This is a genomic window from Actinoplanes sp. NPDC051405, assembly GCF_055586185.1.
This window is the reverse complement of sequence record NZ_JBVJIR010000020.1, coordinates 68,793-94,477: the sequence shown is the minus strand read 5'-3', so window position 1 is coordinate 94,477 and position 25,685 is coordinate 68,793. Positions and strand designations below refer to the sequence as shown.

The 25,685-nt window shown below is 71.6% G+C and carries 29 protein-coding genes and 1 riboswitch; of the genes, 18 read left to right on the top strand and 11 right to left on the bottom strand.

Annotated features, from left to right (window positions below; genetic code table 11):
- Positions 1 to 59: 59 nt before the first annotated feature.
- The 6 genes from ACZ6S4_RS35560 to ACZ6S4_RS35535 all read left to right on the top strand — a co-directional run bounded on the left by ACZ6S4_RS35560 (position 60) and on the right by ACZ6S4_RS35535 (position 6,204).
- Positions 60 to 1,094, top strand: coding sequence for a GGDEF domain-containing response regulator (locus ACZ6S4_RS35560; protein ID WP_360556219.1), 1,035 nt, complete (start codon positions 60 to 62; stop codon positions 1,092 to 1,094).
- Positions 1,095 to 1,155: 61 nt separating this feature from the next.
- A riboswitch (FMN riboswitch) is annotated at positions 1,156 to 1,338 on the top strand.
- A gap of 134 nt (positions 1,339 to 1,472) precedes the next feature.
- Positions 1,473 to 2,528 carry a bifunctional diaminohydroxyphosphoribosylaminopyrimidine deaminase/5-amino-6-(5-phosphoribosylamino)uracil reductase RibD gene (gene ribD, locus ACZ6S4_RS35555; protein ID WP_465479121.1) on the top strand — a complete coding sequence of 352 codons (1,056 nt, stop codon included), beginning with the start codon at positions 1,473 to 1,475 and terminating at the stop codon, positions 2,526 to 2,528.
- On the top strand, positions 2,528 to 3,166 hold the full coding sequence (locus ACZ6S4_RS35550; protein WP_465479120.1) for a riboflavin synthase: 639 nt from the start codon (positions 2,528 to 2,530) through the stop codon (positions 3,164 to 3,166). The genes ribD and ACZ6S4_RS35550 overlap by 1 nt, the downstream gene beginning before the upstream one ends.
- Positions 3,163 to 4,368 (top strand): bifunctional 3,4-dihydroxy-2-butanone-4-phosphate synthase/GTP cyclohydrolase II, encoded by a 1,206-nt coding sequence (locus tag ACZ6S4_RS35545; RefSeq protein WP_465479119.1) that lies wholly within the window; start codon positions 3,163 to 3,165, stop codon positions 4,366 to 4,368. The genes ACZ6S4_RS35550 and ACZ6S4_RS35545 overlap by 4 nt, the downstream gene beginning before the upstream one ends.
- A gap of 164 nt (positions 4,369 to 4,532) precedes the next feature.
- Positions 4,533 to 5,009, top strand: coding sequence for a 6,7-dimethyl-8-ribityllumazine synthase (gene ribH, locus ACZ6S4_RS35540; RefSeq protein ID WP_465479118.1), 477 nt, complete (start codon positions 4,533 to 4,535; stop codon positions 5,007 to 5,009).
- A 19-nt stretch (positions 5,010 to 5,028) separates the two neighbouring features.
- A complete protein-coding gene (locus ACZ6S4_RS35535) occupies positions 5,029 to 6,204 on the top strand; it encodes an MFS transporter (RefSeq protein WP_465479117.1) in 1,176 nt (391 codons plus the stop codon).
- A gap of 140 nt (positions 6,205 to 6,344) precedes the next feature.
- On the opposite strand, the gene ACZ6S4_RS35530 is transcribed toward ACZ6S4_RS35535, so the two are convergent.
- The 3 genes from ACZ6S4_RS35530 to ACZ6S4_RS35520 are packed head-to-tail and all read right to left on the bottom strand — an operon-like array spanning position 6,345 to position 8,808.
- On the bottom strand, positions 6,345 to 7,085 hold the full coding sequence (locus ACZ6S4_RS35530; RefSeq protein WP_465479116.1) for an amino acid ABC transporter ATP-binding protein: 741 nt from the start codon (positions 7,083 to 7,085) through the stop codon (positions 6,345 to 6,347).
- Positions 7,086 to 7,087: 2 nt separating this feature from the next.
- Complete coding sequence (locus tag ACZ6S4_RS35525; protein ID WP_465479115.1) at positions 7,088 to 7,936, bottom strand: amino acid ABC transporter permease; 849 nt, start codon at positions 7,934 to 7,936, stop codon at positions 7,088 to 7,090.
- Positions 7,933 to 8,808 carry an ABC transporter substrate-binding protein gene (locus ACZ6S4_RS35520; protein ID WP_465479114.1) on the bottom strand — a complete coding sequence of 292 codons (876 nt, stop codon included), beginning with the start codon at positions 8,806 to 8,808 and terminating at the stop codon, positions 7,933 to 7,935. The genes ACZ6S4_RS35525 and ACZ6S4_RS35520 overlap by 4 nt, the downstream gene beginning before the upstream one ends.
- A gap of 78 nt (positions 8,809 to 8,886) precedes the next feature.
- On the opposite strand from ACZ6S4_RS35520, the gene ACZ6S4_RS35515 reads away from it, so the two are divergent.
- From ACZ6S4_RS35515 to ACZ6S4_RS35485, 7 genes are all read left to right on the top strand, one after another.
- Positions 8,887 to 9,150 (top strand): phosphoribosyl-ATP diphosphatase, encoded by a 264-nt coding sequence (locus ACZ6S4_RS35515; RefSeq protein WP_360819612.1) that lies wholly within the window; start codon positions 8,887 to 8,889, stop codon positions 9,148 to 9,150.
- A gap of 75 nt (positions 9,151 to 9,225) precedes the next feature.
- Positions 9,226 to 10,071, top strand: coding sequence for an ATP phosphoribosyltransferase (hisG, locus tag ACZ6S4_RS35510; RefSeq protein ID WP_465479113.1), 846 nt, complete (start codon positions 9,226 to 9,228; stop codon positions 10,069 to 10,071).
- Positions 10,072 to 10,133: 62 nt separating this feature from the next.
- Positions 10,134 to 10,583, top strand: coding sequence for a PH domain-containing protein (locus ACZ6S4_RS35505; protein WP_465479112.1), 450 nt, complete (start codon positions 10,134 to 10,136; stop codon positions 10,581 to 10,583).
- 335 nt (positions 10,584 to 10,918) lie between these two features.
- Positions 10,919 to 11,539: a translation initiation factor IF-3 gene (gene infC / locus ACZ6S4_RS35500; protein ID WP_360556237.1), complete on the top strand. Its 621-nt coding sequence runs from the start codon at positions 10,919 to 10,921 to the stop codon at positions 11,537 to 11,539.
- A 19-nt stretch (positions 11,540 to 11,558) separates the two neighbouring features.
- Entirely contained in the window at positions 11,559 to 11,753 is a 195-nt protein-coding gene (rpmI, locus tag ACZ6S4_RS35495; protein ID WP_360556238.1) for a 50S ribosomal protein L35, read from the top strand.
- A 39-nt stretch (positions 11,754 to 11,792) separates the two neighbouring features.
- Entirely contained in the window at positions 11,793 to 12,185 is a 393-nt protein-coding gene (gene rplT, locus ACZ6S4_RS35490; RefSeq protein WP_184991627.1) for a 50S ribosomal protein L20, read from the top strand.
- 73 nt (positions 12,186 to 12,258) lie between these two features.
- Entirely contained in the window at positions 12,259 to 13,065 is an 807-nt protein-coding gene (locus tag ACZ6S4_RS35485) for a TrmH family RNA methyltransferase (RefSeq protein WP_465479111.1), read from the top strand.
- Positions 13,066 to 13,413: 348 nt separating this feature from the next.
- On the opposite strand, the gene ACZ6S4_RS35480 is transcribed toward ACZ6S4_RS35485, so the two are convergent.
- Positions 13,414 to 14,199 carry a hypothetical protein gene (locus ACZ6S4_RS35480; protein WP_465479110.1) on the bottom strand — a complete coding sequence of 262 codons (786 nt, stop codon included), beginning with the start codon at positions 14,197 to 14,199 and terminating at the stop codon, positions 13,414 to 13,416.
- 109 nt (positions 14,200 to 14,308) lie between these two features.
- Between ACZ6S4_RS35480 and ACZ6S4_RS35475 the strand changes: the two genes are divergently transcribed.
- From ACZ6S4_RS35475 to ACZ6S4_RS35455, 5 genes are all read left to right on the top strand, one after another.
- A complete protein-coding gene (locus ACZ6S4_RS35475; protein WP_465479109.1) occupies positions 14,309 to 15,424 on the top strand; it encodes a sensor histidine kinase in 1,116 nt (371 codons plus the stop codon).
- Positions 15,421 to 16,023, top strand: a complete 603-nt coding sequence (locus tag ACZ6S4_RS35470; RefSeq protein WP_465479108.1) for a response regulator transcription factor — start codon at positions 15,421 to 15,423, stop codon at positions 16,021 to 16,023. The genes ACZ6S4_RS35475 and ACZ6S4_RS35470 overlap by 4 nt, the downstream gene beginning before the upstream one ends.
- Positions 16,024 to 16,424: 401 nt before the next feature.
- Positions 16,425 to 17,486, top strand: coding sequence for a phenylalanine--tRNA ligase subunit alpha (pheS, locus tag ACZ6S4_RS35465; protein WP_465479107.1), 1,062 nt, complete (start codon positions 16,425 to 16,427; stop codon positions 17,484 to 17,486).
- A 2-nt stretch (positions 17,487 to 17,488) separates the two neighbouring features.
- Entirely contained in the window at positions 17,489 to 19,966 is a 2,478-nt protein-coding gene (gene pheT / locus ACZ6S4_RS35460) for a phenylalanine--tRNA ligase subunit beta (RefSeq protein WP_465479106.1), read from the top strand.
- A gap of 494 nt (positions 19,967 to 20,460) precedes the next feature.
- Positions 20,461 to 20,679 carry a nuclear transport factor 2 family protein gene (locus ACZ6S4_RS35455; RefSeq protein WP_465479105.1) on the top strand — a complete coding sequence of 73 codons (219 nt, stop codon included), beginning with the start codon at positions 20,461 to 20,463 and terminating at the stop codon, positions 20,677 to 20,679.
- Positions 20,680 to 20,692: 13 nt separating this feature from the next.
- Here the strand turns inward: ACZ6S4_RS35455 and ACZ6S4_RS35450 are convergent, their stop codons facing one another.
- The 7 genes from ACZ6S4_RS35450 to ACZ6S4_RS35420 form a co-directional block, all read right to left on the bottom strand.
- Complete coding sequence (locus tag ACZ6S4_RS35450) at positions 20,693 to 21,055, bottom strand: hypothetical protein (RefSeq protein WP_465479104.1); 363 nt, start codon at positions 21,053 to 21,055, stop codon at positions 20,693 to 20,695.
- Positions 21,052 to 21,828 (bottom strand): SAM hydrolase/SAM-dependent halogenase family protein, encoded by a 777-nt coding sequence (locus ACZ6S4_RS35445; protein WP_465479103.1) that lies wholly within the window; start codon positions 21,826 to 21,828, stop codon positions 21,052 to 21,054. Before ACZ6S4_RS35445 ends, ACZ6S4_RS35450 begins: the two co-directional genes overlap by 4 nt.
- A 47-nt stretch (positions 21,829 to 21,875) precedes the next feature.
- Positions 21,876 to 22,610 carry a dienelactone hydrolase family protein gene (locus ACZ6S4_RS35440; protein WP_465479102.1) on the bottom strand — a complete coding sequence of 245 codons (735 nt, stop codon included), beginning with the start codon at positions 22,608 to 22,610 and terminating at the stop codon, positions 21,876 to 21,878.
- 38 nt (positions 22,611 to 22,648) lie between these two features.
- Positions 22,649 to 23,395: an SDR family oxidoreductase gene (locus ACZ6S4_RS35435; RefSeq protein ID WP_465479101.1), complete on the bottom strand. Its 747-nt coding sequence runs from the start codon at positions 23,393 to 23,395 to the stop codon at positions 22,649 to 22,651.
- 1 nt (position 23,396) lies between these two features.
- A complete protein-coding gene (locus ACZ6S4_RS35430; protein ID WP_465479100.1) occupies positions 23,397 to 23,864 on the bottom strand; it encodes a mycothiol transferase in 468 nt (155 codons plus the stop codon).
- Positions 23,861 to 24,157, bottom strand: coding sequence for a putative quinol monooxygenase (locus ACZ6S4_RS35425; RefSeq protein ID WP_465479099.1), 297 nt, complete (start codon positions 24,155 to 24,157; stop codon positions 23,861 to 23,863). Before ACZ6S4_RS35425 ends, ACZ6S4_RS35430 begins: the two co-directional genes overlap by 4 nt.
- 68 nt (positions 24,158 to 24,225) lie before the next feature.
- The gene (locus ACZ6S4_RS35420) at positions 24,226 to 25,632 is read right to left on the bottom strand and encodes a M28 family metallopeptidase (RefSeq protein ID WP_465479098.1); all 1,407 of its coding nucleotides are present in this window, start codon (positions 25,630 to 25,632) and stop codon (positions 24,226 to 24,228) included.
- Positions 25,633 to 25,685 lie beyond the last annotated feature (53 nt).

Genomic DNA, 25,685 nt, shown 5'->3' with positions numbered 1-25,685 from the left:
GAATCATCAACTCTGCGCCGGACGAATGTCATCGCCGGAGCGCCGGCGAAGGCGATGGCATGAGCACCGGGGTGGTCCGGCACAAGGTCGACGCCAGCGCCGCCGAGCCGGAGGAGCGGCCCGACCTGATCCTGGTGGTCGACGACGACGAGGACATCGCCAGCTTCGTCGCGTTCAACCTCAAGGTGCACGGCTTCGAGGTGATGCGGGCCCGCGACGGTCAGCAGGCCCTCGAGGTGATGGAGAGCCGCCGTCCCGACCTGGCCGTGGTCGACTGGATGATGCCGAACATGAACGGCGTCGAGCTGACCCGCCGGCTGCGCGCCGAGCCGCTCACCTCGGCCCTGCCGGTGATCATGCTCACCGCCAAAGGGATGACCGTCGACAAGGTGGTCGGCCTGACCGCCGGCGTCGACGACTACCTGGTCAAGCCGTTCGACACCGCCGAGCTGATCGCCCGGGTCTCCTCGACCCTGCGGCGCAACAAGGAGTTCCGCGAGGTCTCCCCGCTGACCGGCCTGCCCGGCAACGCCCGGGTGCGCCGCGAGATCGTCGACCGGATGAAGACCGGCAAGGACTTCGCGGTCGGCTACATCGACATCGACCGGTTCAAGAGCGTCAACGACGTGTACGGCTTCGACCGCGGCGACGAGTTCATCACCGCCCTGGCCGGCAGCCTGCACCGGGCCGTGGCCGCCACCGGGCGCCCGCCGGTCTTCCTGGGCCACATCGGCGGTGACGACTTCGTCTTCATCTGCACCCCCGAGCAGGTCCTGCCGCTGACCAAGCGCACGGTGACCGACTTCGAGACCGTCGCCGACCAGCTCTACGACCCCGAGGACGCCCAGCGCGGCTACATCGAGGTTCCCGACCGCCGCGGCAACAAGCAGCGGGCCGCGCTGGTGACGCTCTCGATCGGCGTCGCGCAGGCCACCGCGGAGGGCCGCCGCTTCGAGGACGCCCGGGTGGTCGTGGCCGTCGCCTCCGAGATGAAGAAGGTCGCCAAGAGCCAGCCGGGCTCGTTCGTGGCGATCGACCGCCGCCGCGCCGACTCCGAGGACCCGGAGGATCCCTCGTCGGGCGTGGGTCTGTGACGTGGATCGCCCAGCAGGTGGCAACCCGCGATTCGCGTGCAAGACTCATGGGTGACCCACCACGCGCTGGCGGGACTCGGTGAAATTCCGAACCGGCGGTGATGCCCTGCTCCGGCAGGGCTGAGCCCGCGACCCGGACGTCGATACCAAGACGGACGGTGGATCTGGTGAGATTCCAGAGCCGACGGTTGAGCGGACGGCCTCGTGCCGACTGCTCAGACAGTCCGGATGGGAGACAGCGCGCGGGAGCAGGATGAGGGCTCGTCGCGGCGTGTCCTCACCGGGGCGGCGCGAAGCGTCCCCTCATGTCCTGTTTCTGCTTGTCTGTTCCCTCTCTGTTCGGCGCGTGACCGCACCGCGCATGGAGAGGGAACGCAGATGGTCTCCGACGACGAGGCAATGGGCCGGGCGATCGCGCTCGCCGCCCGCGGCCTCGGCACGACCAGCCCCAACCCGGTGGTCGGCTGCGTGCTGCTCAGCGCGGAGGGCGAGGTCGTCGGCGAGGGCTTCCACGCGTACGCGGGCGGGCCGCACGCCGAGATCGTCGCCCTGGCCCAGGCCGGTGAACGCGCCCGCGGCGGGACGGCCGTCGTCACTCTCGAGCCCTGCAACCACACCGGCCGCACCGGCCCCTGCGCCCAGGCCCTGATCAACGCCGGCATCATCCGGGTGGTCATCGCCGTCGACGACCCCACGCCCGTGGCGGCCGGCGGAGCGGCGACCCTGCGCGACGCCGGGGTGCGGGTCGAGACCGGGGTGGGGCGGGCGCCGGCCGAGGAGGGCAACGTCGCCTGGCTGACCGCCGTACGCCGCGGCCGGCCCTACGTGACCTGGAAGTACGCGGCGACCCTGGACGGGCGTTCCGCCGCCGCGGACGGCACCAGCCAGTGGATCACCTCCGCGCCCGCCCGCAGCGACGTGCACAAGCTGCGCAGCACGGTCGACGCGATCGTCGCCGGAGTCGGCACCATCGTCGCCGACGATCCCCAGCTCACCGTTCGTGACCTGCGGGACGGCAGCCTCGCCATCAAGCAGCCGTGGCGGGTGGTGGTGGACTCGTCCGGGCGTACCCCGGCCACCGCCCGCATCCGTGACCAGGCCGCACCCACCTGGATCGCGACGGCGGCCGAGGTCGGCACCGGCCCCGACGGCCGGGTCGACCTGGCCGCCCTGCTCTCCGAGCTGTACGCCCGCGGCGTGCGCGCCGTGCTGCTGGAGGGCGGCCCCACTCTGGCCGGCGGCTTCCTGGCGGCCGGCCTGGTCGACAAGGTCGTCGGCTACATCGCTCCCAAGATGCTCGGCGCCGGCCAGCCGTCACTGGTCGGCGCGGGCGTCACCACCATCGCCGAGGCCATCGAGCTGGACCTCGTCGACATCGCGCGGGTCGGACCCGACCTGCGCTTCACCGCATCGCTCCGAGCCAAGGAGGCCTGATGTTCACGGGAATCGTCGAGGAACTGGGTGAGGTCGTCCACCTCACCGACGCGGGGGGCGACTCGGCGGTGATCGCGGTACGCGGTCCCGTCGTCACCTCCGACGCCCGCCACGGCGACTCGATCTCGGTCAACGGCGTCTGCCTGACCGTCATCGACAACGTCGACGGCGTCTTCACTGCCGACGTCATGGGCGAGAGCCTGCGCCGCTCGTCGCTCGGCGTGCTGACCGCGGGCAGCCAGGTCAACCTGGAACGCGCCGCGACCGTCGGCTCCCGTCTCGGCGGGCACCTGGTGCAGGGTCACGTCGACGGCGTCGGGCGGATCGTGGCCCGCCAATCGCTTTCGCCTTCTGTTTTCCGCCGCGGGGAGACACAGCCCGCGGACGAGTGGGAGGTGCTGCGGTTCTCGCTGCCGAGCGAGCTGTCGCGGTACGTGGTGGAGAAGGGCTCGATCACCGTGGACGGGGTGTCGCTGACCGTCATGGCGGTCACCGCGGACACCTTCGACGTCGGCCTGATCCCGACCACGCTCAAGCTCACCGTGCTGGGGGCCAAGTCCGTCGGCGACCCGGTCAACCTCGAGGTCGACGTCATCGCCAAGTACGTCGAGAAGATGCTGGGAGAGCGGCTGTCATGAGCACCGACATCGAACGGGCGATCAAGGACATCGCGGCCGGGCGTCCGGTCATCGTGGTCGACGACGAGGACCGCGAGAACGAGGGCGACCTGATCTTCGCGGCCGAGCACGCCACCCCGGAACTGGTCGCGTTCATGGTCCGCTACACCTCGGGCTACATCTGCGTACCGCTGCCCGAGGAGGAGGCCGACCGGCTCGACCTGCCGCCGATGTTCCACACCAACCAGGACCGGCGCGGGACCGCGTACGCGGTGACCGTCGACGCCCGCGAGGGCATCAGCACCGGCATCTCGGCCGCCGACCGCGCCCACACCATCCGCCTGCTGGGCTCCGCGCAGACCCAGCCCACCGACCTGTCCCGGCCGGGTCACGTCGTGCCGCTGCGGGCCAAGGCCGGTGGCGTGCTGCGCCGGCCGGGCCACACCGAGGCCGCGATCGACCTGTCCGTGCTGGCCGGGCTGCGTCCCGCCGGCGTGCTCTGCGAGATGATCAACGACGACGGCACCATGATGCGGATGCCTGACCTGGAGCGGTTCGCGGCCGAGCACGACCTGGCGCTGATCAGCATCGCGGATCTCATCGCGTACCGGCGCCGGCACGAGACCCTGGTCGAGCGGGTCGTCGAGACCCGGCTGCCGACCGAGCACGGCGACTTCACCGCGGTCGGTTACCGCACCGACGTGGCCGGTGCCGAGCACGTCGCGCTGGTCTTCGGTGACCTCGGCGACGGCGAGGACGTGCTGGTCCGGGTGCACTCCGAGTGCCTGACCGGGGACGTCTTCGGCTCGGTGCGCTGCGACTGCGGGCCCCAGCTCGACGCCGCCCTGGACCGGGTCGCCGAGGCCGGGCGGGGGGTCGTGCTCTACATGCGGGGCCACGAGGGGCGTGGCATCGGGCTGCTGCACAAGCTGCAGGCGTACCAGTTGCAGGACCGCGGCCTGGACACCGTCGACGCCAACCTCGAGCTGGGCCTGCCCGCCGACGCCCGCGACTACGGCACCGGGGCCCAGATCCTCTACGACCTGGGCGTTCGTTCGATGCGGCTGCTCACCAACAACCCCGCGAAGCGCGCCGGGCTGGAGGGCTACGGCCTGACCATCACCGGCCGCGAGGAGCTGCCGGTGCGCCCGCACCCGGAGAACGTGCGCTACCTGCGGACCAAACGTGACCGGATGGGCCACCTCTTCGAGGCCCTGGGCTGACCGCACCGGGCCGGCGGCCCCGGGCCGTTGGTCCGGGCCGTTGGTCCGGGCTGAGGGCCGGGGCTCTGGGCCTCCGGGCTGAGGGGCCCGGGCCGGGCTCTGGGCCGAAATCCCGGCGCCGTCGCGGTGGCCGGAGCAAACTACAGGCAAAGAGGGGGCAACACATGGCCGGTTTCGGGGATCCGCACCTCAACACCGTCGACGCCGCCGGGCTCAGGCTCGGCATCGTCGGCTCGCGCTGGCACGCCGACCTGGTCGACCACATGGTCGAGCGAGCGCAGGCGGCCGCCAAGGCGTGCGGCGTGGAGGACGTGGTCGTGGCCCGGGTGGCCGGCTCGGTGGAGCTGCCGATCGTCGCGCAGGCCCTGGCCAAGCGCTGCGACGCGGTGGTCGCGCTGGGTGTGGTGATCCGCGGCGAGACCGCGCACTTCAACTACGTCAACGACGCGGTGACGGCCGGGCTGACCCGGGTGGCGCTGGACGAGCAGACCCCGGTGGCGCACGGCGTGCTCACCGTGGAGAGCCTGGGCCAGGCCAAGGACCGGGCCGGCCTGGAGGACTCGATCGAGGACAAGGGCTGGCAGTCGACGGTCGCGGTGCTGGACGCGGTCCTGGCCATCCGGGAGCTCAGCAAGGATTGAGATCGTCTAGCGTGGATCCGTGCCGCAGACGTTACGCAGAAGCCGGATCGCGACCGCGTTGCTCTTCCTGCTCTACGGCGCGCTGATCGGCACCTGGACGGCGCGCATCCCGGCGGTCAAACATCACCTGGGCCTCAGCGACGGCCGGCTCAGCATCGCCCTGGTCGGGCTCGCCCTCGGCGCGGTGACGGGCATGCAGCTCTCCGGCCGGCTGGTCGACCGGTACGGCAGCCGGCGCATCATGATCCCGGCGGCACTGGTCGACGGGTGTTTCCTGCTGCCGGTCGCCGTGGCACCGTCGCTGGTGACGCTGACGTCGGCGCTGTTCGCCTTCGGCGTGGTCCACGGCGTGCTGAACATCGCGATGAACGCCCGCGGGGTGGAGGTCGAGCGGGCCGCCGAACGGCCGATCATGTCGTCGTTCCATGCCGTGTACAGCATCGGCGGGTTCCTCGGTGCGGTCCTCGGCGGCGTGACCGCGGCCGCCGGGGCGAGCCCGCTGGGCACCTTCGCCGTCGTGGCTGTTCTCGGCGCGGCCCTTGCCGTGTGGTCACGCGGATGGTCGGCGCCTCTGACCGAGGCCGCGGGCTCCCCGGCCGACGGCCCTCCGCGCCAGGTGCCGCTGTCCGGGGTGCTCCTGCTGGGCACGCTGGCCCTGTGCGCCCTCGTCGGCGAGGGAGCGGCAGCCGACTGGAGCACGGTGTATCTGCGTGAGAGCCTGCACAGCACCGAAGGTTTCGCGGCTGCGGCGTTCGCGGCGTTCTTCATCGCGATGACGGCCGGCCGGCTGACCGGTGACCGGCTTGCTGCCCGTTTCGGCGCTGTCCGGCTGGTCCGTGGCTGCGGCCTGCTCGCGGCGGTCGGCCTCGGCGTGGCGTTGCTGGCCGGGCAGCCCGTGGCGGGGGTGATCGGCTTCGGGTGTCTGGGGGCCGGGCTGTCCTGCGTCGCTCCGCAGGTGTTCTCGGCCGCGGGTCACCGCAATCCGCAGCGTCCGGCTCAGGCCATCGCCCGGGTGGCGAGCATCGGCTGGCTCGGGTTCTTCGCCGGGCCGGTGCTGATCGGCGGCGCGGCCGAGACCTTCGGCCTGCCGGTGGCGTTGGCCATTCCCGTGTTGCTGGCCCTGCTGGTCGCCCTGGCTGCCGGGGCGCTGCGACCGGCCCGCGAACCCGGCACCCGGATCCTCAGCCCAAGCTGAGCCGGTGGCCCGGTGGCCCGGTGGCCCGGTGGCCCGGTGGCCCGGCCGAGCCGGTGGCCCGGTGGCCGGCCCGGAGCTGGTGCCGGCTCCCGAGCCGGTGGCCGGGTCTGGGCTGGTGGCCGGTCTGAGCCGGCGGCCGGTCAGAGGCGGCCGGCCTCGATGATGCGGGCCAGGAACTGCCGGGTCCGGGCCTCGGTGGGGTCCCCCAGCACCTGCTCGGGCGGCCCCGCCTCGAGCACCCGGCCGCCGTCCAGGAAGACCACCCGGTCCGCCACCTGCCGGGCGAAGCCCATCTCGTGGGTGGCCAGCACCATGGTCATGCCTTCGTCCTTCAGGCCGCGGATCATCGTCAGCACCTCGCCGACCAGCTCCGGGTCCAGCGCCGAGGTGACCTCGTCGAGCAGCAGCAGGCGGGGGCTGTTGACCAGGGCCCGGACGATGGCGACCCGCTGCTGCTGGCCGCCGGAGAGCCGGTCCGGATAGCTGTCCGCCCTGTCGGCCAGGCCGACCCGGTCCAGCCAGGTCATGGCCTGCTCCCGGGTCTCGGCGGCGGACCGCTTGTGCACCCGTACGGGCGCCAGCGTGATGTTGCGCAGCACCGTCATGTGCGGGAACAGGTTGTACGACTGGAAGACCATGCCGATCCGCTGCCGCACCTCGTCCGGGTTCACCCGCGGATCGGTGATGTCCTCGCCGTCGAGCCGGATGGTGCCGTCGTCGATGTCGGTGAGCAGGTTGACGCAGCGCAGCAGCGTGGACTTGCCCGAGCCGGAGGCGCCGATCAGCGCGACCACCTGGTGCTCGTCCACCTCCAGCGACAGGTCGTCGAGCACCACGGCGGCGCCGAACGTCTTCCGGACGTGCTCGCAGGACAGCAGCATGGTCAGGCCCCCGCGGACTGGCGGCGGGCCGCGCGCAGCGTGACCCAGTCGGTGACACCGATCAACGGCAGCGCGAGCAGCACGAACAGCACCCCCGCCACGATGTACGGCGTGTAGTTGGCATCCTGCGCGACGCCGATCTGAGCCGCGCGGACGGCGTCGATCGGGCCTGCCAGCGAGACCAGCCCGACGTCCTTCTGCAGCGCAACGGTGTCGTTGAGCAGCGGCGGTGCCACCCGGCGGATCGCCTGGGGCAGCACCACGTGCCGCATCGTCTGCCGGTACGTCAGCCCCAGCGACCGGGCCGCGGCGAGCTGGCTGGGGTGCACCGACTCGATACCGGCCCGGAACACCTCGGCCAGGTAGGCGCCGTACGTGATCACCAGCGCTGCCCCGCCCAGCACCAGCACCCCCGGGGTGCCCTGCAGCCGCAGGCCGGGGACGCCGAAGGCCATCAGGTAGATGACGATGATCAAGGGCAGACCACGGAACGTGTACGTGTAGCCGGTCGCCAGTGCCCGTACCGGAAAGAAGACCGGGCCCCGCAGGGTCCGCAGCGTCGCGATCAGCAGCCCGAGCGTCAGCGCGAGAAGCGCGCAGACGACCAGCAGCCGGACGTTGAGCCAGAGACCCTCGAGGATCTCCGGCAGCCAGCGCCAGGCCACCTCGGGGCTGAAGAACGACTGCTTGACGCGGTCCCAGCCCGGCGCACCGGTGACCGCGACCACGAGCAACACGCCGACGACCGCGGTCGACAGCGCCGCGAGCAGCACCGAGCGGACCGTCTGCCGTCGCCGGTAGGCGATCCGCCCGCGCTGGATCTCGGACGGCTGGTGGAGCTCGGTGCTCACGAGAGCTCGGGAGCCCCGCCCGTGCTCGCCAGCCACTGCTTCTCGAGCACCGCGAGGGTGCCGTCCTGCCGCAGCTGGTCGACGGCCTGGGACACGCAGGTGGTCAACGGCGAGCCGAGATCAAGGACCAGACCGAACTGCTCCGGTACGCCGACCTGCGGCAACTGGCCGACGATCACACCGTTGTCGAGCTCGGCCGCGGTCATGTAGAACGCGGTCGGCAGGTCCACCACGATGCCGTCGACCTGGCCGTTCTCCAGGGCCGCCTTGGCGTCGTCGTTGTTGTTGTAGACCTGGGCCTTGGCGGTCGGCTTGATCAGCTCGTTGATCGCCTGGTAGCTGGTGGTGCCGACCTGCGCGCCGAGCTTCGCGCCCTTGAGCTCGGCGATCGTCTTGGCGCCGGCGATCTTCGAGCCCTTGGTGGTGATGACCGTCTGCCGGACCAGGTAGTACGGCGAGGAGAAGTCGACGGCCTTGCGCCGCTCGGGCGTGATCGAGAACTGGTTGATGTCGAAGTCGAACGTCTTCGGGCCAGGCGCGATGGCGTTGTTGAACGTCACGTTCGTCCAGACCACGTCCGGAGCCTTGTAGCCGAGGCGCTCGGCGACCTGGTACGCGACCGCGGACTCGAAGCCCTGACCGTTGGCGGGCTTGTTGTCCTTGAACCAGGGCTCGTACGCCGGGTTGTCGGTGCCGATCGTGAGCTTCCCGGCGGTGCGGGTGCTGAGCGAACCGGGGGCGCAGGCAGGGCCGGAGGCGGAGGCCGACGCGCCGGCCGAGGGGCTCGCCTCGTCGGCGGGCGCGCAGCCCGCGAGGGCGGCGAGGAGTACGGCCGCGCTGCCCAGCGCGGCGACGGTGTTTCTGCTGACCATGACCGCGAGCCTAAGCCACGTCCCAACCGATGGGGTCGTCCGTCGCCATCCCGTGATGAGCTGCCACAATCGTCTCCCGTGAAGACGTTCGAAGAGTTGTTCGCCGAGTTGCAGGCGAAGGCGGCGCAGCGGACCCCCGGTTCGTCCACCGTCGCGGCGCTGGACAAGGGCGTGCACTTCATCGGGAAAAAGGTCGTCGAGGAGGCGGCCGAGTCCTGGATGGCCGCCGAGCACGAGGGGCCGGAGCGGGCCGCGGAGGAGATCTCCCAGCTGCTCTACCAGGCACAAGTCCTGATGATCGCCACCGGGCTGGAACTCAAGGACGTGTACCGACATCTCTGATCGGTTTTGAATCGGGTTGTTCCCGGAGGCAGAGCGCTCTCCGCCTCAATCGAGACCGATCGAAGGAGCACGTCGATGCTGCGCATCGCCATTCCCAACAAAGGCACCCTGTCCACTCCGGCCGCCCAGATGCTGCGCGACGCCGGTTACCGTCAGCGCACCGATCCCAAGGACCTCGTCTGCCGTGACGAGGCCAACAATGTCGAGTTCTTCTACCTGCGTCCCCGCGACATCGCCACGTACGTGGGCTCGGGTGATCTTGATCTCGGTATCACCGGCCGGGACCTGCTGGTCGACTCCGGCGTGCCCGCCACCGAGGTGCTGGATCTGAGCTTCGGCGGGGCCACCTTCCGCTGGGCCGCCCCGGCCGGCGCGCTGGCCTCCGCGGAGGAGATCGGCGGTCGCCGCATCGCCACCGCCTACCCGGGTGTCGTCCAGCGCTACCTCGACGAGCACGAGCTCAAGGCCGAGGTGGTCCGCCTCGACGGCGCGGTCGAGAACGCGGTGCGCCTCGGCGTCGCCGACCTGATCGCCGACGTGGTCGAGACCGGCACGACGCTGCGCCAGGCCGGCCTGGTCACCCTGGGCGAGCCGCTGCTGCGCAGCTCCGCGATCCTGATCGGCCGCGGACCGGCCGGCGATTCCGGCCCCGCGGCCCAGCTCATCCGGCGGCTGCAGGGCGTGCTGGTCGCCCGCAGCTTCGTGATGCTGGCGTACGACGTCCGGGCCGACCTGCTGGAGAACGCGACCGCGCTGACCCCGGGCATCGAGTCGCCGACCGTGTCACCGCTGCACCGCGAGGGCTGGGTCGCCGTGCAGGCCATGGTCCGCCGCAACGACGTGCACCGGATCATGGACGAGCTGTACGAGCTCGGCGCCCGCGCGATCCTGGTGACCGACATCTCCAACTGCCGGCTATGAGCCTTCAGTCTTTCCAAGGGTGGCGGTGGGGTGGTCGGACGGGGAGTGGGACAGTGGTTACCGTGACTTCCACAAGCGCGCCGGCCGTCTTCCGGCCCCGGCGCATCCGCTGGGTGGCCGGCATCTCGGCGGCTGCCGTGGTGATCCTCTTCACCGTGCTGAGCTTCGGCCTGCAGGGCTCGACCGGCGACAACATGGGCACGTACCAGCGCGGCGACCAGACCGCGATGATCGGCCTCGGCATCCTGATCGGGCTGGGCATCCTGGCGTTCACCCGCCCGCGGGCGGTGGCGGACGCCGACGGCGTCAAGGTGCGCAACGTGATCGGCGGCTACGACCTGCCCTGGACGGCGGTGCGGGCGGTGCGCTTCGACCGCAACTCGCCTTGGGCGACGCTCGAGCTGCACGACGACGAGACCGTGTCGGTCCATGCGCTGCAGGCGGCCGACAAGGAGTACGCGGTGGAGGGCGTTCGCGCACTTCGCGCCCTCCATTCGGCGGCGACTTCCTGAGCTGGTAGACTCGCCCGGTAGTCGACCACGCCCCTCGTCATGAGGGGCGCGAAAGAGGAGCCCGCTGGTTCCCACCCCGTCGCCCCTGAGGTGGCTGGGTCCGGTCAACCGCTCCGGGAATATCCCGGTGTCGGTGTGCGTCCTCATGGACGCCGATGACCGGTCGAGCGGGCCCTGGCATTCGTGCCGGGGCCTTCTGCTTTCCTCGGCGCCCTGCCAAGTGGGCGTGAGAGGGCCGACCGACATTGGCAGTGCGCTCTGCCCGCGGCGCAAGACCGCAGGCGGAGACATCCACTAGATCGTTCTGAGGAGGCCCCATCAGCGTCGAACCACGCGTGAACGAGCAGATCCGGGCAAGGGAAGTCCGTCTGGTCGGCCCCGAGGGTGAGCAGGTGGGCATCGTCCCGCTCGAGCGCGCCCTGCAGCTGGCTGCGGACGTCGACCTGGACCTGGTCGAGGTAGCGCCGATGGCGCGCCCGCCGGTGTGCAAGCTCATGGACTTCGGCAAGTTCAAGTACGAGAGTGCACTCAAGGCGCGCGAAGCCCGACGCAACCAGCAACAGACCGTCATCAAGGAAATGAAGCTCCGCCCGAAGATCGACCCGCACGACTACGAGACCAAGAAGGGTCACGTGGTCCGGTTCCTCAAGGCGGGCGACAAGGTCAAGGTGACGATCATGTTCCGTGGTCGCGAGCAGAGTCGCCCCGAGCTGGGTTTCCGGCTCCTGCGCAGGCTCAGCGAAGAGATCTCGGAGCTGGGTTTCGTCGAGGCCAGTCCGAAGCAGGACGGCCGCAACATGATCATGGTCCTGGCTCCGCATCGGGCGACCAAGGCCGCTGCCGCTGCCGTCATCGCCGCCAACGCGCGCCCGCCTCGCGAGCCGCGTGAAGGCGAAGAGGCCGAGGCACCGCCGGCCGAGGCTGCTGCCGACACCAGCGCCGTAACCGCAGAGTAATCAGAAAGAGGCGTTCCGAGTGCCGAAGATGAAGAGCCACACCGGCATGGGCAAGCGGGTGAAGATCACCGGTAAGGGCAAGATCGTGCGTGAGCTGGCCGGCAAGCGCCACCTGCTCGAGGGCAAGTCCTCGCACGTCACCCGCCGGATGACCGGTACGGTCGTGGTCTCCAAGGCCGACACCAAGCGAGTCAAGAAGATGCTGGGCCGCTGACGCGCGCGCCACACACGTTCCCCTGTTAGGAGTACAGAAATGGCACGCGTCAAGCGGGCAGTGAACGCCCAGAAGAAGCGCCGTACGCTGCTGGAGACTGCCAGTGGCTACCGCGGACAGCGCTCGAGGCTGTACCGCAAGGCCAAGGAGCAGGTGCTGCACTCGATGCAGTACGCGTACCGCGACCGCCGTGACCGCAAGGGCGACTTCCGCCAGCTGTGGATCACGCGCATCAACGCGGGCGCACGGGCCAACGGCCTGACCTACAACCGCCTGATCCAGGGCCTCAAGCTGGCCGGCGTCGAGGTGGACCGCAAGATCCTGGCCGACATGGCCGTCAACGACGCCGCCTCGTTCGCGGCGATCGTCGAGATCGCGCGGGCCGCGGTGGCGGCCGAGGGCACCGGCGGCGCCGCCGCCCAGGCTGCCTGATCGTCAGCACTTCTTCGGGGCGTCTTCCGGGTGACCGGGAGGCGCCCCGATGCTGTTCCGTCCAGGAGGACACGTGACCTTCACACCCCGCACGCCCAGGGTCGTCGCGGCCCGGCGCCTGCAGCGCCGCCGCGATCGCGACCAGACCGGCCGCTTCCTCGCGGAGGGCCCACAGGCGGTGCGTTCCGCGCTGGCGGCGGGGGTCGTCCTGGAGCTCTTCGGTACGGACGCGGCGCTGACCCGGCACGCCGACCTGGCCTCCCAGGCGCCAGTCGTGTCCCCAGTGACCGACGACGGCCTCGCGGCGCTGGCTGAGACGGTCCAGCCGCAAGGTCTGGTGGCTGTGTGCGAGCAGCTGGACGTGCCGCTGGCCGAAGCCCTGTCCAAAGGCCCTCGCCTGGTGGCCGTCGCCGCCGAGATCCGCGATCCCGGCAATGCGGGGACGATCCTGCGCACCGCCGACGCGGCCGGTGCCGCAGCGGTGATCTTCGCGGGTGATGCGGTTGATCCTTACAACGGCAAGTGCGTGCGGGCGTCTGCGGGCAGTCTCTTCAACGTTGACGTGGTCCGGGCGCCGCTAGGGGTGGTCGACGAACTGCGGGACTTCGGGCTGCAGGTGCTGGCCACGACCGGATACGGCGAGGACGATCTGGACTCTCTGCTGGACGATGGGTCGCTGGCTGGGCCGACGGCCTGGTTGTTCGGGTCGGAGGCTCACGGTTTGCCGGAGGATCTGGTGAAGGCGGCTGACAAGCGCGTCCGGATTCCGATCTATGGCGGCGCGGAGAGTCTGAATTTGGCGGCGGCTGCGGCGGTTTGTCTTTACGCCTCGGCCCGCGCCCATCGCCGGCCGGCCGGCGGTCACAGCTTGGCCGTATAGGCGCGTGACCGTGTGGACGAGTGAAGACCGAGGTGGTCCGGCTGCGGCTCACCGTCCTGACTTACGACGAGACCGCGCGGGCGCGTGAAGACCCAGGCGATCTGGCTGCGGCTCACCGTCCCGATCCACCGCGTGGACGCGTGACCGCGTGACCGCGTGACCGCGTGGCCGCGTGGCTGCGTGGGAAGGTGGCTGCGTGGGTGTGGGGACGCGTCGGACGCGTGGCCGCGTGGGACGGCGGCCGTGTGGCCGCGTCGCCGTGTGACCGCGTCGGCGTGGACGCGTGGACGCGTGGACGCGTGGACGCGTGGACGCGTGGACGCGTGGACGCGTGGACGCGTGGACGCGTTACAGCGTGAGCGCGTAGACGAGGACCGAGGCACCGATGATCGCGTCCACGACGCCGCACCATTCGGCGAACGCTCGGGGGACCACCTCGTTCCGGCGGAAGTGCCAGTAGTCCCAGCCGGCGTGCGCGAGCCACCCCAGCCCGACCAGCCAGACGCTCAGCACCGGCCCGCTGACGACCGCGGCCAGGAGCAGCCCCACATACACCGCCATCGCCGCCACCTGCCGGATCAGGACAGCCCGCGGGCGCAACGTGCGTCGCACCGCTCCGATGGTGAGGTAGGCGAACGCCAGTACCAGCAGCTTCCACGGGGCGAGCGCGGCAGGCTCGACGAGCATGTCCACCGTGATCAGCAACGCCAGCGCAGTCGGCCAGCGGGCCAGCAGACCGGTCCTCGGCTCGTGCACGTGTCCGCCGGCGTACTCGTCAGCGCGGTGCAGCATGGCCAGCGCCATGGCCGGCAGCATGAGGATGTGGCCGCCGAGGAGCGCTGCCGGACCGGGTATCAGACCGGCCCACCAGGGGATGAGCAGGACCACGAAGGATGCGTACATCGCCGCGGACATCTCGGCGATCGCGGCGCGGGAGTGGCCTCGGTATCCCATCCAGACCGCCATCGCGACCGACATCGTGGTGGCCATCCACAGCGCCGACACGTCCACCCGGGACGGTGTCCATAACGGGCCCAGGGCCACCATGCCGACGACCATCGCGGCGAGCATCTCCAGCAGGTGCCGGGTGAAGGGCCAGGTGCGGGTGCGTACTACCGAAGCTGAAACTGTCATGCCGGCAGCCTCGGCCTGACCCTGCGCAACCGGCACCGTCGCCGGCGCACCCACCAACCATGAACTTTTCATGGGTCGTCCGTGCGGGTCCCGCGCCTAGCATCAGCGCATGCACAGACAGATGCGACGAGCCCGGGTCGTCACCCTGGTCGTGCTGGCTACCAACGGCTCGATGGCGTTGTTCCTGCCGGCGATCGGTCTTTGGCGCGAGCCTGAGACGGTCCGGATCATCCTCGGTGCGGTCGGCATCGTGCTGTTCTCGGTCGCCCAGGGTTTCGTCCTGCACGCCCTGGTGACACCGTGGCTCAGTGCACGGGCCCGCCGCGGCGCCTCGCTGGCCTTCGCTGCCGCGTCCGTCGCGTCCGTGCCCCTGGTCGGCCCGACCGGCGGCAGCTGGCCGAGCTGGGCCTGGCTGGCCGCCTGCATCATCGGGGTGCTGCCGGTGATCACCGGCAGATGGACGGCGCTGGCGCTCAGCGCTGTCACCGCGGCGGTCGCGGTGCTGACCACGCCGGACTCGGCCCGGGACGCGCTGATCATCTCGGTCGGCGTCGGTGCCGGCATAGCGGCGATCAACGCCGTGCAGGTCTGGTTCTGGGAGCTGCTGGTGCAAGCCGAGCAGGGCCGGGCTGCGCAGTCCCAGCTGGCCGCCGGCGAAGAACGGCTGCGGTTCGCCCGGGACGTGCACGATTCGCTGGGTCACCACCTGTCGGTGATCGCGCTCAAGGCGGAGCTGGCCGAGCGTCTCGCCCCGGTGGATCCGCCGCGGGCCGCCCGGGAGGCAGCGGAGGTGCGCGGGCTCGCCACGTCCGCCCTGACCGAGCTACGTGAGGTCGTGCACGGCTATCGCCAGGTTGACCTGCGCGAGCAATTGACCGCCATCGAGCAGGTTCTGCAATCCTCCGGGGTGCATTGCACGGTGCAGACACCTGACGGCGATCTGCCCGCGCCGGTCGCCGCGCCTTTCGCCGCCGTGTTGCGCGAGGCTTCTACGAACGTGCTGCGGCACAGCCGGGCGGCGTGGTGCACGATCGACATCGTCCGGGCCGGGCCGGAGTTCATGATCACCGTGGTCAACGACGGCGCCGGCGACGCCGCGCCCGACCGGCACAGTCACGGCCTGCACGGCCTGGCGGAACGGCTGGCCGAGTCCGGCGGCGTGTTGCGGACCAGAGCGGCGGACGGCCGGTTCACGGTCGAAGCCGTCGTACGCTCGGCGCCATGATCCGGCTGTTGCTCGCCGACGACGAGGAACTGATCCGCGTCGCCGTGGCCGCGCTGCTCGACCTCGAAGCCGATCTGGACGTGGTAGCCCACGCCGCGGACGGCCACGAGGCGGTGGAATCAGCGCTGCGCCACCGCCCCGACGTGGCGGTCGTGGACCTCCAGATGCCCCTGGACGGCATCGAGGTCACCGCCGAGCTGACCCGCGTCCTGCCGTCCTGCGCGGTGGTCATCCTCACCGGGCACGCCCGGCCCGCCCAGGTGCAGCGGGCCTTGGCCGCCGGAGCGAAGGGCTTCCTGCCCAAGGGCTGCAAGGGCGGCACGCTCGCCGACGTGATCAGGCGCGTGCACAGCGGCGGCCGGTACGTGGACCCCGGCCTCGCGGCGGACGCCCTCAGCATGCCGGAGTGCCCGCTGACCCAGCGCGAGCTCGACGTGCTGCGCTCCACCGAGCCCGACGTGCCGGTGTCGCTGATCGCCCGCCGCCTGCACCTGTCGCCCGGGACGGTCCGCAACCACCTGACCGCGATCCTGGCCAAACTCCACGTCGGCAGCCGCACCGAGGCCGCGACCGTCGCCCGAGACAACGGCTGGCTATGACGTCAGCAACCGCACCGAAGCCGCCGCCGCAGGAGAACGGTTGGCGGGGAGATCAGCTGCCGCACGGAGGCCGTCGCCGCGCGGGACAACGGTTAGCGGGGAGACCCGGCAACCGCATCGAGGCCGGTGGCCGGGGGAGAACGGCAGGCTGGGAGATCGGCTGCCGCGCCGGGCCACCCCCGTCGCGCGGGACAAAGTGCCGCTCCGTGATACCGAGTTGGCTGCGGCGGTATGCTGTGTCCCATGCGCCGAGTGCACCCGATGATGTTTACCCAGCCCGCTGGTCGCGGGCGCCGGGTCTGACACTCCTGCGCGACTTCCCCTGACCGGCGGGCTGCGGCCCAGCCGCGCCTCCGTACACTGCCCGATGGCTCATCCGGTGTGAGGGAGTTCGCCCGACCATGTCCTACCGCAACGATCCGTACGATCCGAAGCAGGCCGTCCTGCTCGCCCCCGAGGCTCTCGAGGCCGCCGTCGCCGACGCGGAGAAGGCGTTCGCCGGTGCCGGTGACCTTGACGCGCTCGGCGCCCTGAAGTCCGCGCATCTCGGTGACCGTTCGCCGGTGTCGCTGGCCCGGCGCGAGATCGGCTCACTGCCGCCGCACGCCAAGTCGGAGGCCGGCAAGCGTGTCAACGTGGCCCGGCAGTCGATCCAGAGTGCGTTCGACGCGCGTCTTGCCGAGCTGGAGCTCGAGCGGGCCGCCCGGGTTCTGGTGGAGGAGCGCGTCGACGTCTCCCTGCCCTGGGACCGGGCTCCGCGGGGCGCTCGGCATCCGTTGACCACGCTCATGGAGCACATGGGCGACCTGTTCGTCGGCATGGGCTATTCGGTCGTCGACGGGCCGGAGCTCGAGCTCGAATGGGCGAACTTCGACGCGCTCAACATCGGCCCCGACCACCCCGCGCGCGGGCTCATGGACACGTTCTACGTGGATCTGCCCGGGCTGGTCATGCGTACGCACACGTCGCCCGGCCAGGTGCGGACGATGCTGAGCCGCAAGCCTCCCATCTACGTGGTGAGCCCGGGGCGGGCGTACCGCACGGATGAGCTGGACGCCACGCACAGCCCGGTCTTCCACCAGATCGAGGGCCTGGTTGTCGACGAGGGCATCACGCTCGCCCACCTCAAGGGCACTCTCGACCACTTCGCCCGGTCGATGTTCGGGCCGGACGCGCGGACCCGGTGGCGGCCGAACTACTTCCCGTTCACCGAGCCGTCGGCGGAGTTCGACGTCTGGTTCGCCCAGCACCGCGACGGCCCGCGCTGGGTCGAGTGGGGTGGCTGCGGCCTGGTGAACCCGCGGGTGCTGACCGCCTGCGGGATCGACCCCGAGCGGTATTCGGGCTTCGCGTTCGGCATCGGGGTCGAGCGCACGCTGATGTTCCGTAACGGGGTCAGCGACATGCGCGACATGGTCGAGGGTGACGTCCGGTTCACCCGCAACTTCGGGATGGCGGTCTGATCATGAAGCTGTCTCTGTCCTGGCTGCGCGAGTACGTGCAGCTGCCGGCGGTGCTGTCCGCCGACGAGCTGGAGCGCAAGCTGGTCGGCCTCGGCATCGAGGTGGAGTCCATCGTCGACCAGGCCGCCACGGTCAAGGGCGACCTGGTCGTCGGCCGGGTGCTGGAGATCGAGGAGCTGACCGGTTTCAAGAAGCCGATCCGCTTCACCCGCGTCGACGTCGGCAACCCCGAGCCGCAGGAGATTGTCTGCGGTGCCCGCAACTTCGAGGTCGGCGACCTCGTCGTGGTCATCCTGCCCGGTGGTGAGCTGCCCGGCGGTTTCAAGATCGGTGCGCGGAAGACGTACGGGCACAACTCCAACGGCATGATCTGTTCCGCGGCTGAGCTCGGGCTCAGCGGCGACCACTCGGGCATCATCGTGCTGCCCGCGAACTCCGCCGTGCCGGGCGTGGACGCGCGGCCGATCGTCGGGCTCGACGACGTCATCATCGACGTGGAGATCACCCCGGACCGCGGGTACGAGATGAGCATCCGGGGCGTGGCCCGCGAGCTGTCGTACGCGTACGCCTCGGCGTACACCGATCCCGGTGCCGTGCCGGCTTCCGGTGCGACCGCCGAGGCGCCGTACCCGTTGCGGATCGACGACACGGTCGGCTGTGACCGTTTCGCCGCGCGCGTGGTGCGGGGCATCGACCCGTCCACGCCGTCGCCGGCGTGGATGCAGCGCCGGCTGATCACCGCCGGGGTGCGGACGATCTCGCTCGCCGTCGACATCACCAACTACCTGATGCTCGAGCTGGGTCAGCCCATGCACGTGTTCGACCTGAACCTGCTGCGTGGCGGCCTGGTCGTGCGCCGCGCCCGCCCGGGGGAGAAGCTGACCACCCTGGACGGTGTCGCGCGGGTGCTCGACGCCGAGGACATGGTCATCTGCGACGACTCCGGGCCGATCTCGCTGGCCGCGGTCATGGGCGGCGAGACCAGCGAGGTGCAGCCGGACACGGTCGACGTGCTGCTGGAGGCCGCGCACTGGGATCCGGTGATGGTGGGCCGCACGGCCCGCCGGCACAAGCTGTTCAGCGAGGCGGCGAAGCGCTGGGAGCGCGGCGTCGACCCGCAACTGCCGCTGGTCGCCCTGGACCGGGCGGTCGCCCTGCTCACCGAACACGCGGGCGGCACCGTGGACGAGCGGGTGCTGGACCTCGACCACGTCGTCGCGCCGGCCCCGGTGTTGCTCGACACCACCCTGGCGACCCGGCGGATCGGCCTGGCCTACGACACCGAGCAGATCACCACGCTGCTCGGCCAGGTCGGCTGCACGGTCCGCGGGGTCGAGCCGCTCGAGGTCACCCCGCCGTCCTGGCGGCCCGACCTGGTGGCCCCGATCGACCTGGTCGAGGAGGTGGCCCGGCTCGGCGGCTACGACGCCATCCCGAGCGTCCTGCCGCCGGTGCGCGGCGGCGGCCGGCTCACCCCGGGCCAGCTGCGCCGGCGTACGGTCGGACGGGCGATGGCCGAGAACGGCTACGTCGAGGTGCTGTCGTACCCGTTCATGACGCCCGGCGCGGCGGACGCGTTCGGCCTGGCCGCGGACGACCCGCGGCGCAGCGCGGTGCGGCTCACCAACCCGATGTCCGAGCAGGAGCCGCTGCTGCGCACGTCGCTGCTGGCGCCGCTGCTCGGCACGCTCAAGCGCAACCTGGGCCGCGGCGAGCGCGACCTGGCTCTCTACGAGACCGGTACGGTCTTCCTGCCGCACCTGACGGCCGTCGCGCCGCCGGTGCTCGGGGTGGACCACGGCCCGTCCGACGAGGACTGGGCCGCGGCCAACGCCATCGTCCCCGAGCAGCCGTGGCACCTCGCCGCGGTCCTGACCGGGGAGGCGGCACCGGCCGGCTGGTGGGGCGCGGGCCGCCCCGCGACCTGGTCGGACGCGATCGAGGCGGCGCGCATCGCGCTGTCGGCGGCGGGCATGACCCCGGACCGGATCACGGTACGGGCAGCCGAGTACGCCCCGTGGCACCCGGGCCGGTGCGCGGCGATCGCGGTCGACGGCACGGTCATCGGGTACGCGGGCGAGCTGCACCCGGGCGTGATCTCGGCCCTGGAGCTGCCGAAACGCACCTGCGCGATGGAGCTGGACCTGGACGCGATCCCGGCGACGCCGGTGATCCAGGCCCAGCGGATCTCCACGTTCCCGCCGGCGCTGATCGACGTGGCGCTGGTGGTGGACCAGGCGGTCCCGGCGGCCGAGGTCGAGGCGGCGCTGACCGAGGGGGCGGGCCCGCTGCTGGAGTCGGTGCGGCTCTTCGACGTGTACGCCTCGGAGCAGGTGGGCGCGGGGTTGAAGAGCCTGGCCTACAACCTGACGTTCCGCGCGCCGGACCGAACGCTGACCGTCGAGGAGGCCGTGGCGGCCCGGGACGCGGCAGTGGCACTGGCGTCGTCGCGGGTGGGAGCTGTGCTCCGCGGCGCCTGATTGAGCTGGTGACGGCCGGGACTTCCTGCGGGACGTCCCGGCCGCCGAGCCCGGCGAGCGTCGCCGGAATCGCCGGGCCGGGGTCGCCGGGCCGGGATCGCCGGGATGGGATCGCCGGGATGGCCGGGCTGGGATGGCCGGGCTGGGATGGCCGGGCCGGGATGGCCTGGCTGGGATCGCTGGGATGGCCGGGCCGGGATGGCCGGGCTGGGATCGCTGGGATGGCCGGGCCGGGATGGCCTGGCTGGGATCGCTGGGATGGCCGGGCCGGGATGGCCTGGCTGGGATCGCTGGGATGGCCGGGCCGGCTGGGCCGAGATCGCCGGGCCGGGATCGCTGGGATGGCCAAGCCGGGATTGCCGGATCGCTCGGCCGGGATCGCCGGATGGCCGGCGCGCCCAGCGACGCGGCATGTTCTCGTCCCCCGGGCGTCGTGCGGCCGTCCCCCGCTACCCGGGTCGCGGGCAAACGCCGGGCGGGTCCAGGATGAGGTCGTGGACCGGATCGTTCGTGACGTGCTGTCGGCCGTCGAACGCCACGACCAGGTGGCGTTGAAGGCATTGCTGCACCCGTACCTGCACTGGAGTGAGCCGCGGATCTCGATCCGGGGCCGGGTCAAGGTGCTCGCCCGGCTGGCCGCGTCACCCGCGCCCGCCCCGCCCGCGTCGTACGAGCTGCGGGACGGGCAGATCTACCGCTGGAACGGCGGCTGATTAGTCACCGCGGTCACTGCTCGGTGAGGCGGGCGGCGTGCGCGGTCTCCTCCGGGGCCACCTCGCCCCGGGCCGAGGACGTCAGGGACCAGAAGGACGCCGTACCGTCCGGGCCGGCGAAGGCTCCCGCGGCCAGCGCCGCGTCGATCAGGCCGCGGACCTGCCGCTCGCGGTCCGGCTCCGTCGCGAAGAGGACGTGGACTCGCACCTCGCCGTCGACCCGCACGGCGGCAGTGTGGTGCGCGGCCACCGGGCAGGGCGGTTCGTGCTCCCAGTGGCCGCACAGGGCGGTCGTGACTGCGCCGCCCGGCGCCCGCAGGTCGGCCTCCGGGCCCATCATCAGCACGGCGTCATGGGCGAACGCGTGGCGCGTCATCCGACGATCTCGACCGGGGTGCCGGCGGGCGGATGACCGAAGAGCTGGGCCGCGTTCCCGCCGCGGGCCAGCAGCTCGAAGCACATCCGCATGCCGTCGCCGGTGCCGCTCGGCCAGCCGGAGCTGCCCGGCGCGAACGACACCTGCCCGGCCGGTACGGCGAACACGCCGTCGCTGACCACGGCCTCGGCCTCCGCGTCGCCGATGCGTACCCGGACGGTTGTGCCCGTCTCGGCCGGCGCCTCGAACCAGCTGGTCTTGAGGTTGCCGTAGCCGTCGGTGTAGACGACCGTGCGCTGTGGCGCCGGGCCGATCGGCACCACGTCGCCGAGCAGGTCGTCGTCGCCGCGGACCAGGCCCGCGACCGCGGCCGGGAACACGTCCCGGGAGCGGAACTGCGAGCCCGCGTCGGCGACCTTGACCGCGTGCAGCGGCACGCCCTCGTCGGCGAGGAACGACAGGCTGGCCCCGGAGTCCACGCCGACGACCAGCACGCCGGAGGGCAGCCGCGCCGCGACCAGCCGTTCCCCGGCGTTGTCCTCGCGCGGCTGCTCCTCGTCCTGCCGGGGTGCCACGTTGGCGTAGATCACCCGGTCGGCGGGCCCGGACCCGAAGGCCAGCTGGGCCACGCAGAAGCCGGCACCGACCGTGTCGAACGGCGGCACCGACAGGGCTTCCACCCGCGCCTCGGGTAGCAGCTCCGCGAAGGTCTGACGGACCTCGGCGAACGCCAGGTCCCCGGTGCCGTAGTCGGCCACGACGGTGATGAGCATGCCCTGAGCCTAAGGACAACCGGCCGGATCCGCCGCGTATCGGGCCGTCATCGGCCGGTGAGGAACGAGATCGCCTCGGTCAGGGCCAGGTCGGTCAGGACCGGGTCGTGCCGGGCGCCGACGTCCCGCATGAACGCGTGCTCGCCGCCCTGGTAGACGTGCAGCTCGAGGTCGTCCTGGCCGGCCGCGTACAGGGCGGACAGGATCTCGGCCCGGGCGCCGGCGGGGACGTGCGGGTCCTGGGCGCCGAAGACGATCATCAGCCGGCCCTGGATGTCGGCGGCGCGGGCGAGCGATCCCGCGTCGGCGTCGGCGCCCAGCGCGCCGTTGTGCAGGCCGGTCGGGTAGAAGCACACGGTGGCCGCCACCCGTGGGTCGAAGGCGGCGCGGAACGCCAGGTGACCGCCGATGCAGAAGCCGGTCGCGAACAGCGTCGTGACGTCGGTGCGCTGCTCCAGGAAGTTCAGCACCGCGACCCGGTCCTCGTCGAACTGGCCGGTGGTGGTCGCGGCCGCCCCGGCGAGGCCGGCCTGCTTGCCCGCGTCGTCGAACTCCAGGACCACACCGGCCAGCTCGCCCCGGGGGTAGATCTCCGGCACGCAGACGACAAATCCGGCCGAGGCCAGGCGCCGGGCGGTGCGCAGCGTCGACTCGGTCAACTGGAAGATGTCGGTGTACAGCAGCACGCCCGGCCACGGGCCGTCGCCCACCGGAGTGATGACCACCGAGCGGATCTCGTAGCCGGACGCCGGTACCCGTACCTCGTCCTCACGCAGCTTCATGCCGAATGACCCTACTGGCAGCCGGCCGCCGGGCCGCGTCAGTCGATGGTGTGGCCGCCGTTGACTGTCAGACGTTCCCCAGTCATGAAGCGGGCGGCGTCGCTGGCCACGAAGGCCACCACGTCGGCGATGTCCTCCGGCTTGCCCAGCCGGCCCAGCGGCACGTCCCGTACGTAACCGGCACTGTCCTCGGCCGTCACCACGCCGTGGCGCTCGACCGGGATCCAGCCCGGCGCCACCACGTTCACCGTGACGCCGTACGCGCCCAGCTCGCGCGCCCACGTCCGGGCGAGGCCGATCTGCGCGCCCTTCGCCGCGTTGTACGCGGAAGCGCCCGGCAGTGCCCGCTCGAACGAGTCGGAGCCGATGTGGATGAAGCGTCCCGAGCCCAGCTCACGCATGCCGGGCAACGTGGCCTGGAGCAGCAGGGTCGGGCTCTTGACGAAGAAGACCAGCTGATCCAGGTGGGCCTGCCAGGAGACCTCGGCGGCCGGGGCGAGCGGCTGCGGGCCGGTCGCGTTGGCCACCACCACCTGCACCGGGCCGAGCTCGGCGGCGATCGCGGTCGCCAGCGCCGCGACCTCGGCCTCGTCCGTGACGTCGGCGCCGAACGCGGCGGCCCGGCCCCCGGCGGCGACGATGTCGGCGACCACCTTCTCAGCGCCGGCCCGGTCGGAGCGGTAGTTCACCGCGACGGGCCAGCCGTCGGCGGCGAGGCGCCGGGCGATCTGGGCGCCCAGACCCCGTGAGGCGCCGGTGACCAGGGCGCTGCCCGAGATCGTCAACTCATTCTCCCGTCGTACCGTCGAGCAGTTCGCGCACCGCGTCGGCGTGACCCGCGTGCCGGGCCGTCTCGTTGATCAAGTGGATGAGGACGAAGCGTAGATCCGTGCCGTCGCCGGCTCGTGACCGCGTACCCAGGTCTCCCAGCTGTCGGACCGCGGCGTCCGTCGCCGCGGCCCGCTCGCGGTACGCCCGGATCGCGGCCTCGATCGTCAGTTCCGGGCCGGGGAAGTATTCGTCGGCGGTCTTGCCGGTCGGCCGGCCGAGCATCTCACCGTCGATCCAGCGCCACTCGACGTGGGTGAGGTGGTTGACCAGGCCGAGCAGCGGCAGCAGCTTGCCCTCCGGGCGCCAGCGGGCCTGCTCGTCGGTGATGCCGCCGGCCTTGCGCAGCACCGCCCCGCGCAGGAACGCCAGCCAGCGCAGAAAAAGCTCCAGCTCGTCGGGCGTGCCGGTGGGGAAGCCGCTCACATGAGCCCGCCGGCGACTGTCAGCTCCTGGCCGGTGAACTCGCCGGTCAGCATCGGCATCGCCCGGGCGATCGCGGCGCGGGTCTCGGGCAGCTGCAGGGAGGCCGTGTGATGGTCCTTGCTCTCCCAGACCTCGGTGACCCAGATCAGGTCCGGATCGGTCTCGGACACGCCGACCACATAGAGCCGGCAGCCCACCTCACGGAGCCCGTCCACGCCGCTGAGCAGGATCTTCACCACGTCGTCGCGGTGGCCCGCCGTCGTGCGCATGGTCGCCAGACAGCCGTACGACACGCCGTTCCTCCCGATCCCGGGGCACGGAAGTGCCCGCGGGCGACATTACGCCGCCGGGACCGCGGGGCTCAGCTGGCCGGCAGGGGGGCCGCGACCGGGCTGCGGTGACCGTCGCGGTCCACGGCGCGCACGCCGAAGAAGACGTTGTCCTTCGACAGGTCGATCGTCACCGTGGTCACGTCGCCCACCGCCAGCACGTTCGTCCAGTCCGGGGCGGTGGTCTCGCGCCAGACCACCTCGTAGCCGGTCAGGTCGGGGCTCGTGCCGCGCTGCCAGCGCAGCGTCGTCTCGTTGGTCAGCTGGGTGGTGTCGATCACGACGCCCTTGGGCGTGCCCGGGGCCTGGGCCAGCGACCACAGGGCCGCCGCGTTCACCCGGGCCACCCGCGCGATGTACTTGAAGTCGCAGAACTCGACCAGGTCGCCGTACTGGATGCCGTTCTCGACGCGGACGTTCTGGTGCTCGTGCGCGAAGTTCTCCCGCGGCTCGGTGAGGCGGGCCGCCGGATAGCCGCGCAGCAGGAACGAGATGTGGTCGCTGCCGCGCAGGTAGCGGTCGCGGCGCCAGATGACGCGGACCTTCATGCCGGTCTGCGGATTCTCCGCCACGTCCCGGACGAAGCGGCCCAGCTGGCGCGACGGCCCGTCGTTCTCGCCGCCGACCGACTTGCGGACGGTGGCCTCGGCGGCCGTCTCAGCGGTGGGTACACCCTCGACGAACAGCCGGACCGTGCGTGGATCCGACGACGAGCCATCGTGCGCGTCGCCCGTGCCGACGATGTCGTTGCTGAACATGGCCTGCACGTCGGTGCCGGCGTTCTTGAACTGCTGAGCCATGTAGTCGGAGCCGTACAGGCCCTGCTCCTCGCCCGCGACGGCGGCGAAGACGACGGTGGCCTCGGTGTGCCGGGTCGCCATCACCCGGGCCAGCTCCATGATCGCCGCCACGCCGGACGCGTCGTCGTCGGCGCCCGGTGCGTCGCTGGTGGCGTCGAGCACGTCGGTGGCCCGTGAGTCGTAGTGGCCGGTCACGACGTACACCCGGCCGGGATCGGTGTCGCCGCGCAGCGTGGCGACGATGTTGGTGATCCGGGTCGGCACCGGGACCCGCGGGGAGACCGGCTGGATGAACGACTGCAGCTCGACGGTCATCCGGCCGCCGGAAGCGGCCGCGTAGGCGGTGAGCTGCTCGAAGATCCAGTCCCGGGCCGCGCCGATGCCGCGCGCCGGGTCGTCCTGCGCGGACAGCGTGTGCCGGGTGCCGAACGCGGCGAGCCGGGTGACGATGGCGCCGATCCTGTTCGGGTCGATCTCGCGCAGCAGCGCCCGCAGCTGTTTGTCGGGCGACTGGCCGTGCACGCCTCGCCCGCCGGCATGGGCGGCCCGGGCGCCGAGGACCGGCGTCGCCGCGACGGCCGCGGAGGCGGTCAGGAACGCGCGCCGCGACGAGATGGGCTTTTCGCGGTGATCCGTCATACCCCAGCATCGTCGTCCACCCCGGAGCGGATGTCCATGCTCATCGATGTCAG

Bases quoted from the DNA above. Each gene is read 5' to 3' on its own strand.
- ACZ6S4_RS35560 (WP_360556219.1), top strand. From the start codon at position 60: ATGAGCACCGGGGTGGTCCGGCACAAGGTCGACGCCAGCGCCGCCGAG.
- ribD (WP_465479121.1), top strand. From the start codon at position 1,473: ATGGTCTCCGACGACGAGGCAATGGGCCGGGCGATCGCGCTCGCCGCC.
- ACZ6S4_RS35550 (WP_465479120.1), top strand. From the start codon at position 2,528: ATGTTCACGGGAATCGTCGAGGAACTGGGTGAGGTCGTCCACCTCACC.
- ACZ6S4_RS35545 (WP_465479119.1), top strand. From the start codon at position 3,163: ATGAGCACCGACATCGAACGGGCGATCAAGGACATCGCGGCCGGGCGT.
- ribH (WP_465479118.1), top strand. From the start codon at position 4,533: ATGGCCGGTTTCGGGGATCCGCACCTCAACACCGTCGACGCCGCCGGG.
- ACZ6S4_RS35530 (WP_465479116.1), bottom strand. From the start codon at position 7,085: ATGCTGCTGTCCTGCGAGCACGTCCGGAAGACGTTCGGCGCCGCCGTG.
- ACZ6S4_RS35520 (WP_465479114.1), bottom strand. From the start codon at position 8,808: ATGGTCAGCAGAAACACCGTCGCCGCGCTGGGCAGCGCGGCCGTACTC.
- hisG (WP_465479113.1), top strand. From the start codon at position 9,226: ATGCTGCGCATCGCCATTCCCAACAAAGGCACCCTGTCCACTCCGGCC.
- rplT (WP_184991627.1), top strand. From the start codon at position 11,793: ATGGCACGCGTCAAGCGGGCAGTGAACGCCCAGAAGAAGCGCCGTACG.
- ACZ6S4_RS35480 (WP_465479110.1), bottom strand. From the start codon at position 14,199: ATGACAGTTTCAGCTTCGGTAGTACGCACCCGCACCTGGCCCTTCACC.
- ACZ6S4_RS35475 (WP_465479109.1), top strand. From the start codon at position 14,309: ATGCACAGACAGATGCGACGAGCCCGGGTCGTCACCCTGGTCGTGCTG.
- ACZ6S4_RS35470 (WP_465479108.1), top strand. From the start codon at position 15,421: ATGATCCGGCTGTTGCTCGCCGACGACGAGGAACTGATCCGCGTCGCC.
- pheS (WP_465479107.1), top strand. From the start codon at position 16,425: ATGTCCTACCGCAACGATCCGTACGATCCGAAGCAGGCCGTCCTGCTC.
- pheT (WP_465479106.1), top strand. From the start codon at position 17,489: ATGAAGCTGTCTCTGTCCTGGCTGCGCGAGTACGTGCAGCTGCCGGCG.
- ACZ6S4_RS35450 (WP_465479104.1), bottom strand. From the start codon at position 21,055: ATGACGCGCCACGCGTTCGCCCATGACGCCGTGCTGATGATGGGCCCG.
- ACZ6S4_RS35445 (WP_465479103.1), bottom strand. From the start codon at position 21,828: ATGCTCATCACCGTCGTGGCCGACTACGGCACCGGGGACCTGGCGTTC.
- ACZ6S4_RS35440 (WP_465479102.1), bottom strand. From the start codon at position 22,610: ATGAAGCTGCGTGAGGACGAGGTACGGGTACCGGCGTCCGGCTACGAG.
- ACZ6S4_RS35420 (WP_465479098.1), bottom strand. From the start codon at position 25,632: ATGACGGATCACCGCGAAAAGCCCATCTCGTCGCGGCGCGCGTTCCTG.